19 protein-coding genes are annotated in these 25442 nt (G+C 53.7%); 18 read left to right on the forward strand and 1 reads right to left on the reverse strand.

The features are described from left to right. Positions 1-48 precede the first annotated feature (48 nt). The 8 genes from EJQ19_RS21545 to EJQ19_RS21580 all read left to right on the forward strand — a co-directional run bounded on the left by EJQ19_RS21545 (position 49) and on the right by EJQ19_RS21580 (position 12006). Positions 49-1479, forward strand: coding sequence for an ABC transporter substrate-binding protein (locus EJQ19_RS21545; RefSeq protein WP_206438464.1), 1431 nt, complete (start codon positions 49-51; stop codon positions 1477-1479). A 297-nt stretch (positions 1480-1776) separates the two neighbouring features. After that, complete coding sequence (locus EJQ19_RS21550; protein ID WP_126143306.1) at positions 1777-2694, forward strand: ABC transporter permease; 918 nt, start codon at positions 1777-1779, stop codon at positions 2692-2694. A 14-nt stretch (positions 2695-2708) separates the two neighbouring features. Beyond that, entirely contained in the window at positions 2709-3611 is a 903-nt protein-coding gene (locus EJQ19_RS21555; protein ID WP_241243024.1) for a carbohydrate ABC transporter permease, read from the forward strand. A gap of 126 nt (positions 3612-3737) precedes the next feature. Then, complete coding sequence (locus tag EJQ19_RS21560) at positions 3738-5264, forward strand: ABC transporter substrate-binding protein (protein ID WP_241243034.1); 1527 nt, start codon at positions 3738-3740, stop codon at positions 5262-5264. Positions 5265-5378: 114 nt separating this feature from the next. Further along, the gene (locus tag EJQ19_RS21565) at positions 5379-6353 is read left to right on the forward strand and encodes a hydroxyacid dehydrogenase (protein ID WP_164716655.1); all 975 of its coding nucleotides are present in this window, start codon (positions 5379-5381) and stop codon (positions 6351-6353) included. A 175-nt stretch (positions 6354-6528) separates the two neighbouring features. Continuing rightward, positions 6529-8880 (forward strand): helix-turn-helix domain-containing protein, encoded by a 2352-nt coding sequence (locus EJQ19_RS21570; protein WP_164716656.1) that lies wholly within the window; start codon positions 6529-6531, stop codon positions 8878-8880. Between the two features lie 145 nt (positions 8881-9025). Further along, positions 9026-10708 carry a DUF4091 domain-containing protein gene (locus tag EJQ19_RS21575; protein WP_126143310.1) on the forward strand — a complete coding sequence of 561 codons (1683 nt, stop codon included), beginning with the start codon at positions 9026-9028 and terminating at the stop codon, positions 10706-10708. After that, complete coding sequence (locus tag EJQ19_RS21580) at positions 10705-12006, forward strand: Gfo/Idh/MocA family protein (protein ID WP_126143311.1); 1302 nt, start codon at positions 10705-10707, stop codon at positions 12004-12006. Before EJQ19_RS21575 ends, EJQ19_RS21580 begins: the two co-directional genes overlap by 4 nt. Before the next feature lie 105 nt (positions 12007-12111). Here the strand turns inward: EJQ19_RS21580 and EJQ19_RS21585 are convergent, their stop codons facing one another. Beyond that, positions 12112-16227: an OmpL47-type beta-barrel domain-containing protein gene (locus tag EJQ19_RS21585; RefSeq protein WP_164716657.1), complete on the reverse strand. Its 4116-nt coding sequence runs from the start codon at positions 16225-16227 to the stop codon at positions 12112-12114. Positions 16228-16517: 290 nt separating this feature from the next. Between EJQ19_RS21585 and EJQ19_RS21590 the strand changes: the two genes are divergently transcribed. The 10 genes from EJQ19_RS21590 to EJQ19_RS21635 all read left to right on the forward strand — a co-directional run bounded on the left by EJQ19_RS21590 (position 16518) and on the right by EJQ19_RS21635 (position 25428). Beyond that, positions 16518-17501 carry an aldo/keto reductase gene (locus EJQ19_RS21590; protein WP_126143313.1) on the forward strand — a complete coding sequence of 328 codons (984 nt, stop codon included), beginning with the start codon at positions 16518-16520 and terminating at the stop codon, positions 17499-17501. Between the two features lies 1 nt (position 17502). Next, positions 17503-18321 (forward strand): class I SAM-dependent methyltransferase, encoded by an 819-nt coding sequence (locus EJQ19_RS21595; RefSeq protein WP_126143314.1) that lies wholly within the window; start codon positions 17503-17505, stop codon positions 18319-18321. Between the two features lie 131 nt (positions 18322-18452). Continuing rightward, positions 18453-19619 carry an MFS transporter gene (locus EJQ19_RS21600; RefSeq protein ID WP_126143315.1) on the forward strand — a complete coding sequence of 389 codons (1167 nt, stop codon included), beginning with the start codon at positions 18453-18455 and terminating at the stop codon, positions 19617-19619. Between the two features lie 45 nt (positions 19620-19664). Beyond that, on the forward strand, positions 19665-20171 hold the full coding sequence (locus EJQ19_RS21605) for a GNAT family N-acetyltransferase (RefSeq protein ID WP_164716658.1): 507 nt from the start codon (positions 19665-19667) through the stop codon (positions 20169-20171). A 71-nt stretch (positions 20172-20242) separates the two neighbouring features. Continuing rightward, positions 20243-20797 (forward strand): DUF6886 family protein, encoded by a 555-nt coding sequence (locus tag EJQ19_RS21610; RefSeq protein ID WP_126143317.1) that lies wholly within the window; start codon positions 20243-20245, stop codon positions 20795-20797. 5 nt (positions 20798-20802) lie between these two features. Next, complete coding sequence (locus EJQ19_RS21615; RefSeq protein ID WP_164716659.1) at positions 20803-21363, forward strand: GNAT family N-acetyltransferase; 561 nt, start codon at positions 20803-20805, stop codon at positions 21361-21363. 141 nt (positions 21364-21504) lie between these two features. Next, a complete protein-coding gene (locus EJQ19_RS21620) occupies positions 21505-22416 on the forward strand; it encodes a polysaccharide deacetylase family protein (RefSeq protein WP_126143319.1) in 912 nt (303 codons plus the stop codon). 33 nt (positions 22417-22449) lie between these two features. Beyond that, a complete protein-coding gene (locus EJQ19_RS21625) occupies positions 22450-23223 on the forward strand; it encodes a hydroxypyruvate isomerase family protein (protein WP_126143320.1) in 774 nt (257 codons plus the stop codon). Between the two features lie 288 nt (positions 23224-23511). Further along, positions 23512-23721, forward strand: a complete 210-nt coding sequence (locus tag EJQ19_RS21630) for a hypothetical protein (protein ID WP_126143321.1) — start codon at positions 23512-23514, stop codon at positions 23719-23721. Between the two features lie 219 nt (positions 23722-23940). Further along, positions 23941-25428, forward strand: a complete 1488-nt coding sequence (locus tag EJQ19_RS21635) for a sulfatase (RefSeq protein WP_126143322.1) — start codon at positions 23941-23943, stop codon at positions 25426-25428. Positions 25429-25442 lie beyond the last annotated feature (14 nt).

A 25442-nucleotide genomic window follows, 5' to 3' on the forward strand; every position in this document is an offset into this window, starting at 1 on the left:
AAAATCGGAAGATCAGTTCCTAGCCATCGTCTCAGGCTGATGATGCTTTTGAGCACAGTTTCACTCGTAATGCTCATCGCGAGCGGCTGCTCAAAGGGGGAGATGGCGGGCGGCGATGGAGGCACCGAGCTGGACGAGCTGATCTGGTATTACCCCCAGAACAAGGCGAATGCCGACTTGCCGTTGGTGAATGCTGAAGTCAACAGGCTGATCAAGGATAAAATTCACGCAAGTGTCAAGCTGCAGCCCATTGATTTTGCCAGCTACGAGCAAAAGTTGAATACGCTCGTGGCGGCGAGTGATCCGATGGACATTGTCTGGACCTCGAACTGGCTGTTCTCGTGGGACTCCAATGCCCGGAAAGGCGTGTTCCAGCCCTTGGACGAGCTGCTTGAACGCTACGGGCCCCAACTGCGGGCGTCGATGTCTCCGCGCTTCTGGAACGACGGCAAGCTGGACGGCAAGCAGCTTGCCGTACCGAACTACCAAATTGCCGCTATGCGCCCGAGCTTGGTCATTCAGAAGCGGTTCGTTGATAAATACAAGCTCGATGTAACTAAGATTCGCACGGTCAACGATGTAGAACCATTCTTGAAGCAGCTCAAGGAGGGGGAACCGGGCATCGTTCCGTTCGGCACGACGCGGGGCTTTTTCACGAACCACATCTACGGAATCGACTGGCGCGTGTCTGTGTATCAGGGCGATGCGAGCCACCGGGTTCTGCCCGATGTCCCGCCGGAAATGAAGCAAAACTTCGCTTTGGTACATTCCTGGTACGACAAAGGCTATATCAATCAGGACGCCGCTACGCTGAAGACCGCGGCGGATGTCTATAAAAAAGGGAACACCGCGGTTTGGTTCGATTTCACGGGAAAGCCGGGCTCCGAGGCGGAGTTTAAAGTCGGGGATGGCGGCTTCGACGTCGTGCTCGTTCCGCTGGCGAAGCCGTCGTTCACCGGGGCGGCCAGCTCGATGAATGCGATTAGCCGGACGTCGAAGCATCCGGAGAAAGCCATGCAGCTCCTTGAGATGGTGAACACGGACAAGCAACTGTACAACACGCTCGTTTATGGAATAGAAGGCAAGCATTATACGCGAACGGATGGCAACTTCGTAAAGCTGAATCCGGATTCGGGGTATTTTACGAACACGGATTGGGTATTTGGCAACATCCGCAATGAATATTTGCCGGAGGGGGCGCCTTCGGACAAGATCGAACAGACCATTCGCATTAATGAAGAAGCGGAGGTATCCCCTTACTACGATTTTGTATTCCAAACCGATGACGTAAAGGCGGAGCTCGCCAATGTGAAAGCGGTCAACGACGAGTATTATGCAGCGCTCGCCACGGGGACGGTCGATCCGGCGAAATATTTGCCGGTCTACGAAGATAAGCTGGTCAAGGCCGGCAGTGAACGGATTCGAGCGGAGAAGCAGCGGCAGCTCGATGAATGGTTGAAGGAGAAGGGGCGGAAGTGACCCTAACGCCTATATAGGGCAAGGCTGAGAACGAAGGTGTCCACCGCACCGGGAGGTCTCAGCCTTTTTGACGTTGCTTGAGGGTCCCAGCCTTTTTGGCACCTTTGCAAGCGGTCTGCGTGCCGGCCCTTGCGGCATGCCGCGGCCAGCGCGGACTTCAGTTAGTAAAATGCAGATCGTTCACATGAAATGGAGACAAAAGTACAGTTTTTGCACTGTTTTATAGATGAAATTCGGGCTATCTTGTTCTCAGGCAGCAAGCCAAGCAAACGCTACAAGCAAGGAGGAAGGCATCCCATGAGGCGCAAGAAGGCATTCCGGTTCTTCGGCAGGAATATCGAGCTGTTTACGCTCTCGCTCCCCGCAGTCATCTATATTTTCATCATGTCGTACATTCCGATGTTCGGGGTCATCATCGCCTTTAAAAATTATCGGTATGACAAGGGCATTCTGGGCAGCGAGTGGATCGGCTTCAAAAATTTCGAATTTCTGTTCAAAAGTGAAACCGCATTCCGCATTACCCGCAACACCGTGCTGTATAACCTGGGCTATATGCTGCTGACTACGATCGCGGCGCTCGCTGTCGCGATTCTCCTCAATGAAATTGCGAAAAAGTGGCTCAAGATTTATCAGACCGCGTTAATCCTGCCCTTTTTCCTTTCATGGGTCGTCATGAGTTATATCACGCTGGCGTTCCTCGATCATGACAACGGGTTTATCAACAGCTGGCTAGTGTCGGCGGGCATGGACAAAATCCAATGGTATTTCGAACCGAAATACTGGCCCTACATTTTGAACATCGTGCATCTATGGAAGGCAATCGGCTTCTCGGCGATGGTGTATTATGCCGGCATTCTCGGGATTGACGGAGAGCTGTACGAGGCGGCTCGCATCGACGGGGCCAAGCGGATGCAGATGGTGACGAACATCACGATCCCTCAGCTGACGCCGCTAATTATTATTCTGCTGATTCTCAGTATCGGCAACATGTTCCGGGGAGATTTCGGCCTGCACTATTTTATCCCGAACAACAATGGCATGACATACGCGACGACGGATATTATCGACACTTACATCTACCGTGCGCTCAGTGAGATCGCCGACGTCTCCATGGCTTCCGCCGTCGGTCTGTACCAGTCGTTCGTCGGCTTCGTGCTCGTTGTTGCCGCAAATTTCATCGTAAGACGAATTAACGAGGACAATTCACTGTTCTAAGGAGGGAGCAATCCGTGGTAGTCAAACAGTCCAAAGCGGTATGGAGCCAGCTGATCATTCATGCCATTTTCATCTTGATTACAATTGTAATGCTCGTTCCATTCGCCCTCGTCATCGTGATCTCGTTCTCTGACGAACAGTCGATTCTGCATAACGGCTTTCGCCTGATTCCGCAGCAATTCAGCGCTGCGGCGTATCACTACTTTCTGAAAACGCCGGAAACGATTCTTCGTGCTTACGGCGTGACGATCATCGTTGCGACCATCGGCACCTGCATCTCTCTGGTCCTGACCTCCACGATGGGGTATGTGCTTTCCCGAAGAGATTACGGGCTGCAGCGGGTAACCTCTTTCTACGTGTTCTTCACTATGCTGTTCAACGGCGGTCTGGTGCCGTTCTACATTCTGATGACCCAGCTGCTGCACCTGAAAGATTCGATCTGGGCCTTGATCGTACCGGGGTTGCTCAGCCCTTTTTACGTGCTGATCATGAAGGGGTTTATGGCCAAAATTCCGACCGAAGTCATCGAGTCGGCGAAGGTGGAGGGAGCGCGCGAGTGGCGGATTTACGCGGAACTGATCCTTCCGCTCTCGAAGCCGGCGCTGGCGACGCTGGGTTTGTTTATCCTTTTTAACTACTGGAACGAATGGTTCAATGCGCTTTTATTTATCAATACGGAGAAGCTGGTGCCGCTGCAATTGCTGCTCGTGCGAACCATGAATACCCTTGATTTCATCACCTCAAGGCCCGAGTTTGCCACAGCTATGGTTTCGCTGGGTGTCAATATGGGGGATTTTCCGAAGACATCGGCTAAATTTGCAGTTGCCGTTCTGTCGGCCGGTCCGATGCTGTTGGTGTTCCCGTTCTTCCAACGGTTTTTCGTCAAGGGACTGACCATCGGCGCCATTAAAGGATAAGTTGCTAGCGGGGGTGGCCGAGCCGGGAAGGAGGGGGATCGAAGGAGGATCAGGATTCAGCTTGTCATCACTGCTTTCATAGATAGCTTAATGACCATTTTAAGGGAGGTTTCTTCATTGGAAAAGATGACCAGAAAAAAAACGCGTTTTCAGTGGATGTCCGTTCTTGCGCTTAGTTCAGCACTCGCCATGGCCCTCACCGGCTGCGGCAGCAGCACAGACAATGCTTCGGATCCGGGAAGCAGTGCATCTCCGTCCGGCAGCGCGGCTCCGTCTGCATCAACAGGCATGAAGAAGCTCGATCCGGTCGAACTGACCTGGTATTACCCGCAGAACAAAGCGAATCCGGATCTGCAGTTGGTGAACGATGCCGTCAACAAGATTACGCAAGAGAAAATCAACGCAACGATCAAGCTGATGCCGATCGATTTCGGCACTTACGAGCAGAAGATGAACACGATTGTGGCGTCGAACGAAGTGACAGATATTATCTGGACTTCGAACTGGTTGTTTAAATTCGATCTGAATCAGAAAAAGGGCGTGTTCCAGCCGCTCGACGACCTGCTGAAGAACCAAGGTCAGAAGCTTTACCAAACCATGGAAGAAAAATTTTGGAACGATGCGAAGATGGACGGCAAAATCTATGCGGTTCCGAATTACCAAATCTCCGCTACCCGTGTGGGCCTGGTTATTCAAAAGCGCTTTGCCGATAAGTATAAACTCGACACCAGCTCTATCAAAAAGATAGAAGACATCGAGCCGTTCCTCAAGCAGATTAAGGATAACGAGCCGGGGATCGTTCCATTCGGCACGACGCGCGGCTTCTATACCGGCTATCTGTACAATATCGATCCGAAAGGGCCGGTTTACAAGAACGACCCCACGTTCAAGGTCCTTCCGGATGTGACGAATGAAATGAGAGACAACTTCAAGCTCGTTCACTCCTGGTACACGAAGGGCTACATTAATCAGGATGCAGCAACGCTTAAAAATGCGGCGGACGCCTACAACAAAGGTACCACTGCCGTCTGGTTCGATTTTACCGGCAAGCCGGGCTCCGAAGTGGAATTCAAGGCGGCGGACGGCGGCAACGACGTCGTGCTCGTACCGCTGGCGAAAGCAGTATTCAGCGGGGCTGCAAGCACAATGAACGCTATCTCCCGTACATCCAAAAATCCGGAGAGAGCCATGATGTTCCTGGAACTGGTGAATACGGATAAAGAGCTGTATAACACGCTTGTTTACGGAATCGAAGGCAAGCATTACACGAAGACGACAGGCAATTTTATTAAAATTAATCAAGATGCCGGTTACTTTACTAACACGGACTGGATTTTCGGCAGTATTATCAATGAATATTTGCCGGAAGGTTCGCCGGCCGACAAGCTGGAGCAGACCGCGAAAGTCAACGCCGAAGGCGAAGTGTCCCCACTCACCGGGTTTGTCTTCAACACGGATCCGGTCAAAACGGAAACCGCGAACGTCAAAGCGGTCAACGACGAGTATTTCGCCGCGCTCGGGACCGGTACGCTCGATCCGGAGAAGTACTTGCCGGTCTATGAGGAGAAGCTGAAGAAGGCCGGTGCCGATGTCATCGTCGCTGAGCGTCAGAAGCAGCTCGATGCGTGGCTGAAAGCGAACGGCAAGAAATAAAGGTAGCGTAGGAACCCATGTAAAGCTGGGCTATCTCCACAAACAGCGATGTTTCATAGGAATAGCTCAGACTTTCATACAAGAGAATTGGGAGGATTTCGATTGAAGATCGCTATGCTGTTAGGAATAGACAAAAGGGACCGGATCTTCGGGCCTGAGCATCTCGCTCAGCTCCGCGAATTGGGCGAGGTAACGCTCAATGAGGAAACCGGCAACCCCTCGGAGGAGCAGATGCGCGCCTTGATTGCCGGTGCGGATGTGGCGATTACGTCGTGGGGCTGCGGTGCGCTGACAGAGCGGGTGCTCGAGTCCGCACCGAATCTGCAGATCGTCCTGCATGCGGCTGGGACGGTGAAGCCGATCGTGACTGAGGCGCTGTGGCAGCGCGGGGTACGCGTCGCCAACGCGACTGAAGCACTCGGCCAAGGCGTGGCGGAGACGGCGCTTGGCTTTACCATCGTGTCGCTCAAGGACATGTGGCGGCTCAGCCGGGAGACGGCTGCCGGCGGCTGGGGCGACGGCTCGCGGGTACGCGAAGTGTACGGTCTGACGGTCGGGGTCGTCGGAGCTGGCCGGGCGGGTTCCCACTACATCAAGCTGCTGCAGCAGTTTGATGTCAGGATTGTTCTCTACGACCCGTTCGTTAGCGAGGAGCAAGCCAGGAAGATGGGCGCGCAGAAGCTTGAGCTGGAGGAGCTGCTGCGAGAAAGCGACGTCGTGTCCATTCATTTGCCATCGCTGCCGGAAACCTATCACATGTTTAACGCTGAACGTCTGGCGATGATGAAAGACGACGCGGTGCTGATCAATACAGCCCGCGGTTCGGTCATTGACGAGGAGGCGCTTGCAGCCGAATTGCGCAGGGGAAGATTGTTCGCCTGTCTCGACGTCACCGACCCGGAACCGCCGCAAGCCGACCATCCGTTCCGCACGCTGCCGAACGTGATCCTGACCCCGCATCTCGCAGGCGCCGTCAATAATGGCCTGCGCCGCATTGCCAAAGGGGTGGTGAACGATCTGCGGGCTTATCTCGACGGCCGCCCCCTGCGTGGGGAAGTTCTGGCGGAGCAGATGCATCTGCTCGCTTGATGATTAGGCGTTAGTCCCGCAGTATCAGCGGACACCCTTCGGTCAACCGAAGGGTGTCTATCTGCAAAAAGGAAGTCTGCGGTTTATGTTGAAATAGGTATAGATCAGCCATGCCAAGGTTGGAATGCCGGGCGAAGGGGACTGTCAAGGAAGCCGGAATAAGGGGGAAGCACCGATGAATAACTACTTGCGCAAGTACAGGGAGCGGAAATACTTGATACGTATCATTCTGTCGATCAATCTGCTTATTATCTCCGTGATGCTGGCCTCTTTGCTGTCCGCTTTTCTGTATTCCAAGAAGATTAGTCTGGATTCGCAGCAGGAAGCCAATGAGAAGGTGCTTTCTCAAATCAATTACAACATAACTTACATGAATGATACGGTGAAAAATTTTGCCATCTCCATGTTCTATGACACCGACATGGCCCATTTGTTATTCAGCGGCGAACGGGACACTTTCGAAGATACCGACCGCGTCAATAAGCTAAGCAAGACGATCGCCTATAATTCCTTTATTCATTCCATCGTGTTCTACAACAGCAAGCGTAACATGTTTTTTACAAGCGGAGATGATGCGATCACGAGCTCAACGAGCAACCTGATGAATCTGATTGGTGAATATTTGAGCGGTGGCAAGCCGATTTCTAAAATGCAGATGATGCCGCTCCGCTACATCCCGGATCTCAAGCATCCCGAGCGTCCGCAGCAAGTATTTTCCTTGTTTATGTACGATTCGCTGGATGCGTATACGAAGAAGGACAGCGCGCTGATCATCAATGTCAAACCGGAGTGGCTGTTCGAGAAGCTGGAACTGATGAATCGGCAGTCTACGAACCGAGCCAATCGTATTTTCGTCCTGGATCAGCATCAAGAAATGTACAGCCCGGACTTTCAAAACGACCAAGATCTGGGGGACCTGAAGGGCGAAGTGTATCGGCAGATCGCTTCTTCCCATCGCCAAGTTTCCCAGTTTACGTATATGGCGCACGGCGAGAAGCAAATTGTCAATTACCTGGTAAACAACTCGGTGAATTGGGTTATTGTCGATGTCGAACCGTATGAAGGCGTGATCGCCGCGGTGGATCGGCTGAAAATTGTGTTCCTCACGGTCGCCGCGATCTGTCTCGTTCTCGCTATTGCGGCCTCCTTCATCGTCTCGAATCGCCTGTATTCGCCGATCAACGGATTGCTCAATCAAACGAAGCGCTTGCCCGGCGGCGAGCCGGATCGCTCGAACGAGCAGGACGAGATTAGCTACATCTCGCATATCTACAACCATCTGATCGAAAAGCTCATGACGGAGCAGACGAGGCACGACAGTAATGAAGCGATTATACGTTCCTATTATCTGCGCAAGCTCTTCACGGACAGCCGTGCCTTCACCTCCGAAGAATGGTCCGAGTGCATACGGGGCGGGTATGTCAACGTCGATTTGGAAAAGAAAAGCATCGTCGGGGTTGTGAAGCTTGACCGCTACGGAGAGTTAAAAGACAAAATGCTCGGCGTGGATGTGAACCTGCTGAATTTTGCCGTATCCAATATTATTCGGGAAGTTGTATTGGAGGAACTGCGCGGGGACGTCGTTGATATTCGCGGCGACCACCTGGTGCTGGTCTTCGAAGCAGGTGCGCGACCGGAGGAAAGCTACGCGGCTATCACCAAGCTGCTTCAGGAGGCGCAGCGGATCTTCAGGGAGTACTACCACGTTACATTTACGGCGGCGCTTGGCGATGTCACATCCCACTATCACGAACTGACAACCTGCTACGAGAAAGCATTGGATTACCATCTGTACAAAATGAATTTCGGCCACGGTTCAATCATCACGCCGGAGATGGTGCAGAGCAACTTGGCGAATGTTGAAGCGCACATCCCGCTTGAGCTTGAGCGCAAATTTGCGGAGTCAATCAAAGCTGGCCGACCCGACAGCGTCTTCCAAGAGCTGGAGCATCTGCGCCGGTTGATCGCAGGGATGAGCTCTGACGCCGTCGTGCAGTCGGTGATTCAACTCGGCATCCTGATCAAACAGACGGTTCGCGAAATCAACCAGAATAAGTTGTCGCCGCTGCTCATCGACCTTCGTTCCATCGATCGCCTCGTCTTCGAGAAGGAGACGCTGGACGATATTTTTGCGGAGTTCGGCGCCATTCTCAGCGCGATTTTCGAGGATCAGAAGCGGGGGACGGAGACGAAGGATCATTTTATCATCGATACGATTAAAGACGTGATTCAGGCGAATTACTCCGATCCGAATCTGAGCTTGCAGGAAATCGCCGATATGCTGCGGATGTCCTCGGCGTATGTCGGCCGTATCTTCAAGAAGCAGGAGACGATCTCCGTTGCGGATTATTTGAACGAAATTCGACTGCTGAAATCGGTCATGCTGCTGGAGAACAATAATCTGCCGGTGAACGAAATCTCCGAGAAAGTTGGGTTCAGCTCGCCGAGCTACTTCTTCAAGCTGTTCAAGAAACGCTTCGGCACGACGCCGAAGGATTATCGCATCAAAAAATCGCTGTCCCTGTAAGCAGCACGTTAGAAATCAGCTTCATCGTTCATAAAAGTTCAAATTGTACATTGTTTCAGTGAAAGAAAGTGCGAATCTTGCACTTTCTTTTGCTTTTTCCGGGGGTTACGCTGATCCTAAGCCAACCGAACAAAGGGGAATTCACATGCAAGATGTATTTGTCTTCGAGACACGCTGTCTCCATTCTTTAGTCAAAGTATTTCCGGATGAGGAGCTTACGGATGACCCATATGAGCGGGGCACGGCCTTGCGCGGGGAGACGTTCCATTTCCAGGTCGCCTATCGGGCTCCTGCCTTGACCAAGCCGATTCGGGTGAGTGTTATGTCCGGGCTGCCGGCGGCGATTACGTTGCAGAAGGTTGGCTTGGCGCCGTCGGAGCTCCCCTGCCAGCGACGCCATGATGACAATGTGCTGCGGGTCACGCCCGGCCTGTATCCCGATCCGCTGTACCCGATCGACGAAGAGCGAGGCGTTGTGGGGATTCATTATCAATGGCGTTCCGTATGGGTCACCGTTGAGCTTGGCGAGGAGACGCCCGCAGGCGAGTATGCCGTCGCAGTGAAGTTTGCATCTTCGACAGGGGAGACGCTTGGGGAGGAGTGGTTCCGCTTGGAAGTGATCCCCGTTATGTTGCCACAACAGACGCTTATTCACACGGAATGGTTTCATCCCGATTGTTTGGCGAATTACTACGGGGTTGACGTATTTAGCGATGCACACTGGAGGCTGATCGAGAGCTATTTGCAAACCGCTGTACAGCACGGCATGAACATGGTGCTTACACCGCACTTCACGCCTCCGCTCGATACCCAAGTCGGCGGCGAGCGGCCGACCGTTCAGCTGGTCGATGTATGGATCGTCGAGGGCGGCAAATACGAATTCGGCTTCGATCGCCTGCTGCGCTGGATCACGTTGTGCGATCGAATCGGAATTCGTTATTTCGAATTCTCACACCTGTTCACGCAATGGGGCGCTAAGCACGCTCCGAAGGTGTTGGCGGAGGGGCAGGGGGAGCTGCGCCGCATATTCGGCTGGGAGACGGATGCAACCGGAGAGGCGTATACGTCGTTTCTCAACCAGTACCTGCCCGCTTTGATGACGTTCCTTCGAGCGCAAGGGCTGGAGAATCGGTGCTATTTTCATATCTCGGATGAGCCTTTGCTGGAGCATATGCCCTGGTACCGGAGCGCAAGCGAGCTGATGCAGACGCATTTGGGGAATTTCCCGATTATCGATGCGCTCACCAATTATGAGTATTATGAACAGGGGCTGGTGAAGCGCCCGATTCCGGCGAACGACCACATCGAACTTTTCCTCGAGCTGCAGGTGCCGGAGCTGTGGACGTATTACTGCTGCGTGCAGTACCGGCAAGTGTCCAATCGGTTTTTCAATATGCCGTCCGCTCGCAATCGGGTGATCGGCGTTCAGTTATATAAGTTTCAGATTGCCGGCTTCTTGCACTGGGGCTACAACTTCTGGAATACGCAGTACTCACTGCAAGCGATCGACCCGTATCGGGTGACGGATGCCGGCGGCAGTTTTCCTTCCGGCGATGCCTTCCTGGTGTATCCCGGGGATGCAGGGCCGGTAGAATCGATCCGCATGGACGTCTTCTACGAGGGCTTGCAGGATCTTAGAGCTCTGCAACTGCTGGAAAGCTTGGTCGGGCGCGATGCCGTGCTGGTTTTGATCGAAGAGGGACTCTCGGAGCCGCTAAGCTTTAGCCGGTATCCGCATGAGGCGGCGTGGTTGCTCGGGCTGCGGGAACGCGTCAATCGGGAGATCGGCGCTGCATTGGCGTCGAAGCGGAGGGAGGAAGAGAGATGAATATGAATCATAAACCTGTAGAGGTCATCATTGTGGGGGCTGGCAGCCGCAGTATGAATTACGCAAGCTACGCGCTGCGTCATCCGGATCAGATGCGGGTGGTCGGGGTGGTAGACCCGAACCCGCTCCGTCGCGCGCATGTGGCTGAACAGTATGGGCTAGCCGCGGAGATGGTGTTCGCGGATGTGGAGGCACTCGTCGTGCGGCCAAAGCTGGCCGATGCGGCGATTAACGGTACGTTAGACGCCCAACACGTAGCGACGAGCTTGCCGCTGCTGCAGAAAGGCTACGATCTGCTGCTGGAGAAGCCGATCGGGATTGCGGAGGACGAGGTGCTGGAGCTGTATCGAACGGCGCAAGCGTATGGCCGCAAGGTGATGATCTGCCATGTGCTGCGGTATGCCCCGTTTTACGTCGAACTGAAGAGGGAACTGGAAGCAGGGACGATCGGAGACATCCTCCACATGCAGACGGAGGAAAATGTGGACTATCACCACATGGCTACGGCATTCGTTCGCGGCAAATTCGCGAATCAGGCGCAGGGAGGCTCGTCCTTCCTCATGCAAAAATGCTGCCACGACCTCGACCTCATCACCTGGTTTCAGTCGAAGGTGCGGCCGGTCAAGGTGAGCAGCTATGGCGGACGGTCGTATTTTCACGAGTCCCGCGCTCCTCAAGGGTCGGGCAGCCGCTGCTTGACCGACTGCGCTATCGAAGCCAACTGTCCGTACTCGGCGAAAAAGCTGTATGTGGACCATCCGCTGTGGCCGGTTTACGTATGGCCTCGTTACCTGGACGGCGTGCGCTTGAGCGAAGAGGAGAGGCTGGCGAGCTTGCGCACCGACAATCCTTTCGGCCGCTGCGTCTGGCGGTGCGATAACGATATCGCCGATCATCAGGCGGTGATGATGGAATTCGAGGATGGCAGCACTGCCGTTCACAATTTAGTGGGCGGTGCGGCGAAAGCCTGTCGCACCGTGCATATTACGGGAACGAAGGGCGAGATCTACGGTGAGCTCGAGGAAGGCTTCTTCGTCGTGCGCCACCCGCATCTGCGGGAAGGAGGCGTGTACAGCGAGCGACGGGTGGAAATTCCGGTCAGCCGCGATATGCATGGCGGCGGCGATCACCGGCTCGTCGAGGATTTCGTACGGGTTGTGCGTGGAGATGCTTCCGCTCAATTCTCCACGTCTTTGGAGCATGCCCTCGTCGGGCATCTCGTCGGTTTTCGGGCGGATGCCTCCATGGCGTCCGGAACTTCTACGAAGATCGACTGGAGCGCCGTGATGTCAAAATGACGGCAAGCGGCCGAAGGTAAGGTGAAGCCGGAGAAATATTTACAAATGAGTATGATACAACATTGCAACAACCCCCTCGTATACGAGGGGGTTGTTTGTTCTCATTTATTTCCCGGACATATCATGAGGAACCGTGACAAAGCTTGAAACAACGGTTCTATTGCCAGCGTTGTCGGTAGCCGTGTAGGTGATGGTATAGGTGCGCACCTTTTCGGCTCGCAGGCTGAACGTTGTGGCAGGCGTACCGATGGCCGCTTGGATGTCACTGGCGCTGCTCGGATCACTGCAGGTAATCGAGGTCAAGATGACCGAGGCTATCCCCGAATCCGCATCGCTCGCATTCACGGCAGCATGGACCTCGACCATTTTATGATTCGGCGGCCATATGGAAGTTTTATCCAGTGTCACCGTCAGCGTCGGAGGGGTAAAATCCATCAAGCCAACGATCAGGGATTTAATCGCTTCTGCATTGCCGGCCTTATCGACAGAACGATATTGGATGGTTTGTGTACCGCCTTGCTCGATCGAAATAAGCCCTGTATAAGTGCTCCAGGTCCCGCTGTCGCCGATCCGATACTCGGTTGTCGCCACGCCGGACAGATTGTCGGTCGACGAGAGGGCCACGATCGTTGCTTGCGTGCCGTATACAGCCTCAGCCGTCGTAATCGGGGCGTGGAGATCCGCAATGAAGCCTGTGTTGACTTCCTTCGTTACACCGCCCAGGGTAATCGCTGCATGAACCGACGTAATGCCTTCCCCAGCAGCGGTTACGATGCCATGACTGTCGACATTCGCCACTTCGTTGTTGTCGCTTTTGTAGACGATCGTCGCCTGGCTTAGATCCGCTTGAGACCCATCGGAGATATGGCCGGTGACCGTCAGGGCAGCCGAGCTTCCGGCCCCTAGATACTGGGAATCCGCTGTCATCGAAACGGAGGAAAGCACTTCCTCCACTTGCACGTCCAACTGCGAGATGACGGCTTTAACCGGCGGCTTCCCGCTTCCCGAGAACAGGCCGATACCGGCAAGGAAGTCGGTTCCGTCGAATTCCACAGTTGTGGAACCGATGGATTGCCACTGAGCATCTTTATAGTAATAGCCGGTAACCTTATTGCCTTCCTTGACCAGCTTCATCTGGAACGGGGGGCTAATACTCTTGCCCGCATAGTCAAGCAGCAGCCCTGTTGATGAGCCCCAGTATTGCTGTTGGGCGGGCGGCTTCTGCGCATCCAGTATGCTGTCGTTGTTTCGGAATACATACCTGAGCACCTTGCCGGTTCCATCTGTTCGGAACTGCACGTGCTTCGAATCCGCTGTGTCTTTGGCGCGGAACATTAAGCCGACCGATGCGGGATCCGGGAAGTCGAAGGCGTCTATCGTAGCCGTAAGCGTTACTTTAATGTTAGGGTCTGACAGGTGTACGGGTTTACTGAGGTAGATGAAATCATCCGTTGCAGCCCATACATTATCCCCAACGCCTACGAGGGAATAGGTCCCATCGGTACCGACAGTAACAAAGCCTTTGCTGTGTGAACCATACGATCTCACCGTCCATCCTGTCGCTCCCGTATCCGTTCCTCCGGCGGGGAAGACGGTTAGGAGCTGTGAAGCGGCTTTGGTAATGCCATCCTTGTTCACGGTTACCGTTACGTTGACTTGGCCTTCAGACAAGGCCGTAACGGATACGGTGCCATTGCTTGCGCTATTCACGCGCAGCACCTGCGGATCGCTGGAAACGACCTGGACATTGGCTGTAGAGAGATCTGCCGGCTTACCGTTTTGCAGTGTTCCGGTCAACTGCAATTCGCCTTGCTCGCCGACGGTGTAAAGATTAATCGGCGCCGAAATCTGTATCTCTTTCAGGAGATCTTGGCTTACCCCTGAATCGAAGGGTGTGTTTTCAATGAGACCGGTATCGTCCGCATAAGAAAGGCCTGTCGCCGATCCGGATTTATAGATGCGCACGCGTGCCTCCGTATTCGTAGGACCGGTGCGGAACGGAATCTCTTTACGAACATATTGGGTATCTTTCGACGTAATATCGATGGCGTTTCCGCCGTAATTAAACACGCCGAGGTTCACGGCTTCTCCGGGCTCGTTATACACCCAGGCCACAAATTTATATTCGGTGTCCGGCTTAAGCCCCGTGATTTTCTGTTCCACGCCGGCGCCGCCTGGCCCAAGCTTCAGACGGAATTGTCTTCCGCGTACCTGCCAGTCGGGAGAAGTGGGCACCTGCTGGACGTCGGTGGTGCCGTTCGTGGTCCATTTCAGCCATTTATCCGTATTCCCGGAAAAGCCGCTGTTCGAGATCAGGTTCATATAGGGGGTATTGATGGGAACGAAATTGACGCTTGGCGGATTGGTCAGATCCGGCCCTGCCTTCCAGTCGATGCTGCCAAACTCATAAGCGCCTGCATCCGGGGCAGGCCCGAGATAGCCTTCGGTGATTCCTGGAATAACCGCCCCTGTGTTGATTGCCGTTGAGCCTGGGTTTAACCGGTAGTCGTTCGAAGAGGGATTAACAAAATTCAAGCCGGCGCTCGACGTGGTATTATATCCGTTCGCCGTGTCTGCCGTTAAGGAGACACTGTTCGTAAAAATGTTGTTAAACACCCTGGAGCCGAACAACTCTTGGTCATAGGGCGCAGATCCCCAAAAGCCGACGCTGCTGGTTGTATTGTTGACAACCGTGTTGTTGTAAATGAGCCGATAATTGCCCGGTGTATTGAGCTGGATGCCTACGTCGTTGTTGTAAATAACGTTATGATGCGCCACAACATTGTTCGCATAATTATCGAAATAGAGGCCGACGCTCATATCCGTGCCTTTGCTGTCGTGAATCAGATTATGGTGTATGTTGCTGTTGCCCATATCGAGGCCCCAGCTATAGAGCAGTGCGCCATCGCGGGAAAGCCACATCCCATTGGAGATGTCGTTGTAGGAGATTTCTCCGCTGCCCGATCTCCAGTAGATGTTGAATCTGCCTGAATTTCGAATCTCGTTGTGACTGATCAGGTTGCCGGTCCCGCTTGAAAGCTTGATCAGGGGATCGTAGGAGGCCATGTAGCTGCCGTCATGAATGACGTTGTTCACAATGCGGTTGCCGTTCCCCTCAATATTGATTAACGTGCCCGAGGCGTAGGCAATTCTGCTGTTCTTGATCTCATTGTTGTCTCCGGTGATGCTGATTCCGCCATTAAGCTGATCGGGATTCGTCGTATTCTGGGAATAGTTCGAGAAATACACATAGTCGGCCTGAATGCCATCCAAAACATTGTCGCTTGAACCGTTCATCGTGATGTTGGCAGCAAAGGTATGAATGCCGTTCATGTGAATAAAGGATTTTCCGTTTAAATTAAAGGCGGTTTTGCGCTTTTTAACCTCAACATTGGAAGGAACTCCGCCGTCCGGCGCCCACAGATACACTTTGTGGGCCGCTTCATCCACATACCACTCATTCGGAGCGTCCAGTGCGCCCAGAACCCCGCTAAGGAAATAGGTGCTGCCCTGTCGGGGATACAGCTCCGGATAATCGCCCGTAATCGGTTCATACGTGAGGGTATGGGTCGCACTGTCATAGCCTGTCACCTTGCTGGTCATGCCTTGGTATGCGTTACCGCCTCTTTCCCAGACCAAAGCGTTCCTCCAAAAGTCGGCAGGCTGCGTCAGGTCGGAATCAACGATCGACGTCGCTCCCCCTGCGTCCGCCGTGGCGACCCCCGCTTTTAAGCCGGGCAGCGTGTATTCGCTGATATTGGGCCAACGCGCTTCCCAAAGCGGGGAGGGGGCTCCCTCCTGATTAACGAATAGCTGGTTTTCTTTCCCAAGGCTCCAAGGCAGATCGGCTTTATAAATATGGCCGGCGTGCTGCGTCCAGCCGCTGATCGGTTCGGTACCGCTTACAATGACGGTTGCACCGGGGACTGGCTGAAAGGTGATGGGCAGACCGCTTTGGCCGGATGCAGCGGGCGTAACCGTCTCTCGATACGTCCCCGATGCGATGAGGCAAGTATCCCCGGCCTTCATGATTTGAGCGCATTGATTGATGGTTTTGAAGGGAGAAGCTTCTGAAGTTCCCGCTGCAGCATCATTGCCATTTGGTGCCACGTAGTAGGTCGTTGCAGCTGCAAGCGCGCTTGGTGCAGGCAGCAGTCCGCCGATGCAGCCAAGCGCCATCGTTAACGCCAACCCCAAACCAAGTGTTGGTTTTCTTCGCATTACACAATCCTCCTTAGGAAAGTTATTATGGAAATGATCCATACATCTAACTTACCAATTAACCAAATAATAGAAAGTCAAATATCCGTACTTTACTCCAGGATCCAGCTGCATAATTTATATTTTTGTGAACACCCACGACTTTAGGGATGACGCTCTCCCTGAGCATCAAGATTCGTCATCAGCCGCTTCCGCATCACCCCGTTCTCGTGCGGTACGCCGTCAGCGCTTGAAACTGGGGGCCAGTGTGTTTACACTGAAGGAGTAACGAATCCGAAGGAGGAGTCAATGTGAAATATCGTGAGTTGGGAGATACAGGACTGAAGGTGAGTGAGGTTAGCTTCGGCACATGGGCAATTGGCGGCAGCTGGGGCGTCTCGAGCGATGAGGAGGCGTTGCGGGGGTTAGCAGCGGCGATGGAAGCCGGCGTAAACTTCTTCGATACAGCGGACGTATACGGAAACGGACATGCGGAAGAATTGCTGGCTCAGGCGACACGGGGCCGGGAGGACGATGTATACATCGCAACCAAATTTTGCCGGGCGGGAGATATTCACGATCCGCAGACCTATTCAGAACGCACAGTACGGACTTATTGCGAAAGCAGTCTCAAACGGCTGAACCGCGAGCGAATCGATCTGTATCAGATTCATTGTCCGCCGCTGGCGATTTTGCAAGATGGGGCCGTATTCGAAGTGCTGGACAAGCTGAAAGCGGAAGGCAAAATCCGTCATTACGGCGTCAGCGTCGAAACGGTGGAAGAGGGGCTGTTCTGCCTTGGCGTGCCTGGCGTGAAAGCGCTGCAAGTGATCTTTAACCTGTTTCGGCAAAAGCCTGCGGAAGAACTGTTCCCGCGCGCTAAAGCGAACGGCACGGGCATTCTTGTAAGGCTGCCGCTGGCAAGCGGGCTGCTTACCGGCAAATTCACGCAGGCGAGCACGTTTGCGTCGGATGATCATCGCCATTTCAATGCGAATGGCGAGCAGTTTAACGTCGGCGAGACGTTTGCCGGCCTGCCGTTTGCGAAAGGCGTGGAACTGGCCGACGAACTGCGCTGGATCGCCGAAGGCAGGGACAGCATGGCGAGTGCGTCGATGCGCTGGATTTTGGATAACCCGAACGTGACGTGTGTCATCCCCGGGTTCAAAAGCGTTCAGCAAGTGGAAGCAAATCTGCGGACACTCGAGGTTCCTAGCTTTTCGGAAGATGAGCTGTCGCGTTTAAGTGAGTTCTATGAGGCGAATGTGAAGTCACATATTCGTGGCGCGTATTAACATGCTGGAACATATCCGCGAAAATAATGTGGAGCGCTTCATGGGCTTTGGCTCGCTGTATGACGAGAATCGGCCGCATGCGCCGAAGGAAGTGGTCGCTCTGCTCACCGCGTATTTGGGCGGGCGCCCGGAAACGGTCGTCGATGTCGGCTGCGGTACAGGGCTCTCGACGTTTCTGTGGTTGGACGAGGCGGAGCGTATCGTCGGCGTTGAGCCGAGCGATGACATGCGGGCGGTATCGCTCGCGAAGTGGGAGGCCATGGGCCGACCGGACAAGCTGCAATTCGTTAAAAGACTGTCTCATCAGCTCGAACTGCCGGACGCCTCTGCGGACATCATCACCTGTTCCCAATCGTTTCACTGGATGGAACCGCAGAGCACGCTGACGGAGTTTGCTCGGGTGCTCCGCCCCGGCGGCGTGTTTGCCGCGTATGACTACGACTGGCCGCCGGTCGTGGACGGCGAAATCGAGCTGCACTACGATCTCCTGACTGCCAAAGCCGATAAGATCGGCAAGAAGCTTGCCCCCGAGCAGCAGCACGCTCACCGCTGGAATAAATTTGAGCATCTGCAGCAGATTCAAAATTCAGGCTTGTTCCGCTATTCACGCGAGCTTGTGTTCCACCAGTGGGAGATGTGCAGCGCGGATCGTTTTGCGGGCTTTGCGCTTAGCCAGGGTGGTTTCCAAACCGCATTAAAACAAGGCGCTTCGGAGCTGCAGCCGGAAGTGAACGCATTCCGCGAAAGGGTCGACTGGAAATTCGAGGGCGGGGAGAAGCCCGTGCTGTTTGGATACCGCATGCGAATCGGGGTTATTTAACTGGGCGAGGATGGGGACAGCTGTGGTATGATCGTTTTTAACGAATGGTGAAGGGCATGAATAGCGCTGGATACTGTCTTGCATCGAGCGAATCCGTCCTAATTGGCATAAGGAGAAAGGATTACAAAGGAATGTCGACAAGGCTCGCAGCATTTTTTCTGTTTTACGCGGTCATTTATATGGGGAATGCCGTGTACGGCACCTTTCTGCCCGTATATTTGAGTCATGAGCAGTTTTCGCAGGAACAAATCGGGGTCATGCTCAGTTTAGGCCCATTGGTCGCCATGATCGGCCAACCGATCTGGGGCGCGTTCGGAGATAAAGCCCGCACCAAAAACATGGTTTTAATGGCTTTACTGATCGGGAGCGGGGCGTCGATCCTCTTTTTCCCGCTGTCGAACACTTTTATGTTCTTACTGCTGATGATTTGCGTGTTCACGTTTTTCCAGACCTCGATCTTTGCGCTTAGCGATGCGATTACGCTGGAAGAACTGGATCGGCACCCGAAAGTCAGCTTCGGCTGGATTCGGCTTGGTGGGACGATTGGCTTCGCCATTATGTCGCTCGTGTTCGGTCATATCGCCAAAGATCATATCGGCTCGATGTTTCCCGTCTATGCGGGGGCGATGGCGGTTGCTTTGCTGCTGCTGTGGCAGTTTCCGCCCGCGGCCGGACGCCAGGCCAATGCGATGGGCGGCAAATTCCGTGAACTGTTCACCAACAAGAAGTTTATGTTCTACATGAGTCTGAATTTTATCGTGCAAATTACATTAGGCTATTATTACGCATTCTTTCCCATTTACTTCAAAGAGGTTGGGGGCGACAGCTCGCTCCTCGGCTGGTCGATGGTCATATCATCGCTTAGCGAACTGCCGTTCCTCTTGTTCTCCGGCTGGATTTTCAAGCGGGTGTCGATGTCCGTGATTCTGCTCGTCGCGGCATTCGCTTCGGCCGTTCGTTGGTTTTTATTTTCACAATTTGAAAATCCGTACTGGATGCTGCCGGTTCAGGTGCTGCACGGTGTTATTTTTATCGTGTTGGCGGTGACGCTGGCGACGTTTATCAACCGCGAAGTGCCGCCGGCCTGGAAAGCCAGCGGCCAGACACTGAATGGGCTGCTGAGCCTTGGCGCGGCGCGCATTATCGGCAGCTTCCTCGGTGGGATTCTAAGCGCGTCGTACGGCATGCGACAAGTGTTCCTCTACAGCTCCTGGGTGTCGATGGGCAGCGTCGTCCTGTTCGGTCTGCTATTGATCTGGCAGCGGAAGCGGGGAGCAGAGGCTTTTTCGGCAGAGTAGAGCATGATGTATGGAGCTACTCACGATAGGAGGTCGTTTCGAGAGATGGAGATTCGCAAAATTACGAAACAGGATGCCGATTCGTTCTGGCAGCTGCGTCTGGAGGGGCTTCAGCAAAGCCCGACGTCGTTCTCGTCTTCGCACGAGGAGGCGATGCTGCTTTCGCATGAGCAAGTGCTTAAGCGGATTAATGAGGCGGAAGACAACTATATTCTCGGCTGTTTTGACGAAGCGGGAGAGCTAGTCGGCATGGCGGGCTTTATGCGGGAAACGAGTCTTAAGCTGAAGCATAAAGGGTTCATCTGGGGCGTGTACGTCACTCAGAAGGCTCGCAAGCAGGGAATCGGCCGCAGGCTGATGGAGGACATCATCCGCAGGGCGAAAGAGCTGCCAGGGCTTATGCAGATCTCTCTCAGTGTGACGTCGAGCAATTTGCCGGCGAAGCGCATGTACGAATCACTCGGCTTTGTGACGTATGGCGTCGAAAGCAATGCGTTATTTGTAGACGGCGTATTATGGGACGAGGATTTGATGGCCTTACAGCTGCTTTGAATCAACAACGAACCGCGCGCAAGCGTGGTTTTTGTTGTCGGTGCGAGTCGATGCGAAAGGAGGTTTGAGCGATGAAGCTGTACCATTTTAGCGAGGAACCGGATATCTCGATTTTTCGTCCCCGCGTTAAAGCCAACAGGCAGGACATGCCGCCGGTCGTGTGGGCGATTGATGAGACGCATGCGTTTACGTTTTATTTTCCGCGGAACTGCCCGAGAATTGTTTATCAACGTACAGCGGACATGACCGAGGCACAGGTACAGACTTTCTTCGGCGGTACGTCGTCGAATACGGTAATCACGGTGGAAACGCGTTGGTACGAAGCAATTCGGAGTATGACGATGTATAGGTACGAGCTGCCGCCTGCGACATTTCGCTTATTTGACAGCTATGCGGGGTATTACATTTCGGAGGAAACAGTCGAGCCGATTAAGGTAACGGCGATCCCCAATCTGCTCGGCGAACTAATGGAACTGGATATTGATGTTCGGTTTACCCCGGACTTGCATCCGCTGAGAGACGCGATTCTGCAGTCGGGCATCCCGGATTTCGGCATTCATCGGTTTATTTTTGCCGAGGTGCCGCAAGCTAAGACCGTGATGAGCAACATCCCTAAGAAAGAGTGATGCCCATGTCCATAACATTTGAAACGACCCATGAATGGCAGGAGTCGCGCTGGAATCAAGCGGAGACTGTCTACAATGAAGCGTTCCCGGAAGCTGGACGCAAAAGTCGCGCCATCGTCAAGCGCATGTTTGAGCGGGGCATCGCGATACTGCATACGTGGCACGAGAATGGCGACGTTGTCGCGATGGCGTTGTCTTCCGTTAATAAGCAGGCGAAAGTCCTCGTTATTGACTACATCGCCGTTCGTCAGGACCACCGGGGGCGGGGGCTCGGGCGCCGATGCATCGCAGATATTCAGGCTTGGGCATCGATAGAAGCGGGCTGCAAAGCGATCGTGATTGAAGTCGAAGCCGAGGAGACGCCGGTGAATCGGGAGCGGATTCAATTCTGGCAGCGCGTCGGGTTTCATCTGACGGCTTATGTGCATCCGTACATTTGGGTACCGGAAACGTACCGCGCGATGTACCTGAATTTGGATGAAGACGAGCTGCTGACGGACGATGGCAAGAAGCTGTTTACGTACATCACGAACTATCATGAACGGGCGTATCGCGGGAAGCTGTAGGCTTCCGAGCAGTCCAATTAACCACAGAAGGCAGGGCATCCAGCGCGGGTGCACTGCCTTTGTTCTAGAAAAGAGGAATTCCTGCAGCAGTAGAGAATTTGTGTAGCATGAAGGACTACTGGCGTGGGGGATGATCGTCCGATGAAATCTGTTTTTATTACTATGATGCTCCTAATGGGGGGCTGGACACATGCAAATGAACAAGGTGCGCTGCAAGGAAGTTCGCTGGATACGGTTTGTTCCCCAAAAAATGTAAGCGCATCCAATCTTCCTCCGATTGACACGAAGACGATCCACTACAAGAACAAGGCACTGGTTTTGACGTATCACCATTTGGACGAAAAGGAGTCTTTCATCACCATCACGCCGGTCAAGTTCAAACAGCATCTTCAAGCGTTAAAAGACAATCATTACAACGTCGTGTCGGTTGAAGACTACGCCTGCTTTCAAGCGAAACGCAGAATGCTGCCGCCTAACGCCGTTGTCATCACCTTTGATGACGGCTACCGCTCCTTCTACGAGAAAGCGTACCCGATTCTAAAGCAAATGGGCTATCCGGCAACGAATTTCGTCATTGTCAGCGATGTCGATTCGGACTATCCGTCTTTGCCGTTTCTCACCTGGAATCAAATTCGGGAAATGAAACGCGACGGGTACAGCTTCTATTCGCATACGTACGATCTCCATCAAAAAAGAAAAGATGAAGCGGGCAATGGGATTGCGCCCCTGCCGAACCGCGTGTTCCTGCCGAAGGAACAGCGGATGGAAATCGATGCCGAGCGCAAGCAGCGAGTTAGAACCGATCTGCTCCGAGGGGAAGCCTATCTGAAAATGAAGCTCGACAACAAGCTGTCGATGCTATGCTTCCCGATGGGCGAATATAACAAGACGGTGGTCGAGGAGGCAAAGCCGCTTGGATTTTCGTTGTTTTTTACGACAAAAGAAGGTATAAACAATGGTAGTAGTAGGGAAGTGAACCGCGTGAGCGCAGGAATGCCTTACGTGTCAGGAGATGTCCTGATGAAGAAGCTGGCGCAATATGACCAGAAATAAGCGAAATTTGGAATCGTTAAAGGAGGGGCAGCTATGAAATTTTCACCATCGCTTGCCGCCGTGTTTCGTGGAGCGGGACGGACTACGCGGGACAATATCCGGTTGGTGAAGGAAATGGGTTACACCAGCTTTGAGTTCTGGAGTTGGTGGAACGAGGATCTGGACGAGGTTGAGCAAGTGATGAAGGAGTACGACATGACGCTTGGTTCTACCTGTACGAAGATGGTATCTCTCACCGATCGTTCTCAGCGTGAGAGCTATTTGTCGGGGCTTCGCGAAAGTATCGCTGTGGCGAACCAGCTGAATTGCAAGTATTTGATTTCGCAGACGGGGAGCGAGCTTCCCGGTGTGTCCAGAGCGGAGATGACCGATTCCTTGATCGAAGGACTGCAGGCTGCGGCCGCGCTATTGGAAGGAACGGGCATCACGCTTGTGGTTGAGCCGCTGAATACCCGGGTGGATCATAAAGGTTACTTCCTGGCCCGTTCCGATGAAGCGTTCGAGATTATCCGGCAGGTAGGGAGTCCCCAGGTGAAGGTGCTGTTTGACGTGTATCACCAGCAGATCACCGAAGGTGATGTCATTCGGAACTTGACCGCGAACATCGCAGACATCGGGTATTTTCACATCGCGGACAATCCCGGACGTCATGAGATCGGCACCGGCGAGATCAATTATGATAATGTGTTGAAGGCGATTCATGAGACGGGATACACCGGCTTTGTGGGGCTGGAGTATATGCCAAAAGCGGATGCCTTGCAGACGCTGCAGCAGTTCAGGGAGCGGTATGCTTGCTACTGGGACTAAAGTGAGTATACCAATAAACAGTACTCTTAATAGAGTAGCCTTAATAAGGCAGATAGAAATCCCGTTGAACCTGAAAAGGTTCGGCGGGATTTTTTTGCAGCGAGTCAAGCGGGGGATGGGCGGAGTTAGGATCGGAGCGGGGAGACGTACCTGTAGAAAGTGCAGGTAATTGGCAGGAAATTATCCATTATCGTCACTTTCCTGTAAAAAGTACAGGTAATATTGGGGAAATGGCGTATTTCGGGAGATTTTGGCGAAATTCCGGAGAATTTGCTGTAGGAAATGCAGGTGGTTCACTTCGAAAAGCGCCATTTCAGCGAAATCAACTGTAAAATTGCAGGTGAAGAAGGTGAAGGTGGGGTACGCGGTGGTGAATATGAGGAAAAAGTGAGGGAAGGGGAGCGCGACATGGAAAATAAGCGGGAATTGGGAAGGGGAGGGCGATTGCAGCACGTAGAACATGCCGGATGTCATAAAATTCAATTGACCCGCGTTTAGCCTCTATGTTAATTTAATTCTTAATCTTACGTGAACGGCAAGTGTGCCCTTGCTAACCGGCGTGAGAACTCGTTCGTGTTCAGCGTGATCATGTGCTATGATTGCAGATTTGGTGTGCAAACGCTTTCTAATTGGAATCACCACAATTTGAAGGGAGGGGCGCAGGCATGCGGCCATTTCCTTTGCTTTGCCTGGCAACGGCGGCCTGCGCAAATTGCCATGAAAGCTATTATGCTGATGTTCGACTCGCTCAATCGCCACATGCTCCCGCCGTACGGCGGCTGGATTCACACGCCGAATTTTCAGCGGCTCGCCGAGCGCAGCGTCGTGTTCGACACGTGCTTTGTCGGCAGCATGCCATGCATGCCGGCTAGACGTGAGCTGCATACGGGCAGATACAATTTCCTGCATCGCAGCTGGGGCCCGCTGGAACCGTTCGACGATTCCATGCCGGAACTTTTAAAGCAGAACGGCATCTATACCCATCTCGTCACCGATCATCAGCATTACTGGGAAGACGGGGGCGCAACGTACCATAACCGGTACAGTACGTATGAATTTGTTCGCGGGCAAGAAGGCGATCCGTGGAAAGGGGAGATCCGCGACCCCGAGACGCCGGACTATATGGGCGGGCATACGACAGGACTCGGCGGCCACAGCGCAGGGCGCATGGTGACGCAAGACTGGATCAACCGCAAGTATATCCGCGAACTGGAGGAGTTCCCGCAAGCGGTAACGTTTGAGCTGGGTGAAGCGTTCATTCGAACCAACGCCGGGGAGGATAACTGGTTCCTGCAAGTGGAGACGTTCGACCCGCATGAGCCGTTTTTTGCACACGAAGCGTTCCGCAAGATGTACCCGCATGCGTACGAGGGGAAGCATTTTGACTGGCCGCCGTACCGACGCATTCAGGAGTCGCCTGACGTGGTGGCGCACTGCCGGTTCGAATATGCCGCGCTTGTCAGTATGTGCGATTACCATTTGGGCAAAATCCTCGATCTGATGGATGAGCTGGATCTGTGGAAAGATACGATGCTCATCGTCAACTCGGACCACGGGTTTCTGTTAGGCGAACATGAATGGTGGGCGAAGAACATTCAGCCTTTCTACAACGAAATTGCCAGGCCGCCGCTCTTTATCTGGGACCCGCGCAGCGGCAAAGCCGGCGAACGCCGGGACAGCCTCGTGCAAATGATCGATATGGCGCCGACGCTGCTCGATTATTTTGGCGTACCGATTCCGCCCGACATGCAGGGGCAGCCGCTCCGCGAAACGATCGCGAACGACGCGTCGGTGCGGCAAGCGGCCCTATTCGGCATCCATGGCGGGCATATTAACTGTACGGACGGACGGTACGTGTACATGAAGGCGCCGGTGTCGAAGGCAAACGGCCCGATCTATAACTACACGCTGATGCCGTCGCATATGCGGTGTTTGTTCAGCGTGAAAGAGCTTCAACACTTCTCGCTCGCGGAGCCGTTTTCGTTTACGAAAGGGCTGCAGACGATGAAGATTAACGCGAACCCGCATAACGACTTGCATCAGTTCGGCACCCTGTTGTTTGACGGACAGTCGGATCCGAGTCAGCAGCATCCGCTGAAGGACGAGCAGCTCGAAGCGCGGATGGCGGAGCTGATGCTGGGGCTGATGGAGGCGCACGACGCGCCGCCCGAGCAGTACGAGCGGGTCGGATTGAAGCGGCCGTAAGGATAAGCTGCATA

The organism is Paenibacillus whitsoniae, assembly GCF_003955665.1.
Lineage (GTDB): Bacteria > Bacillota > Bacilli > Paenibacillales > NBRC-103111 > Paenibacillus_E > Paenibacillus_E whitsoniae.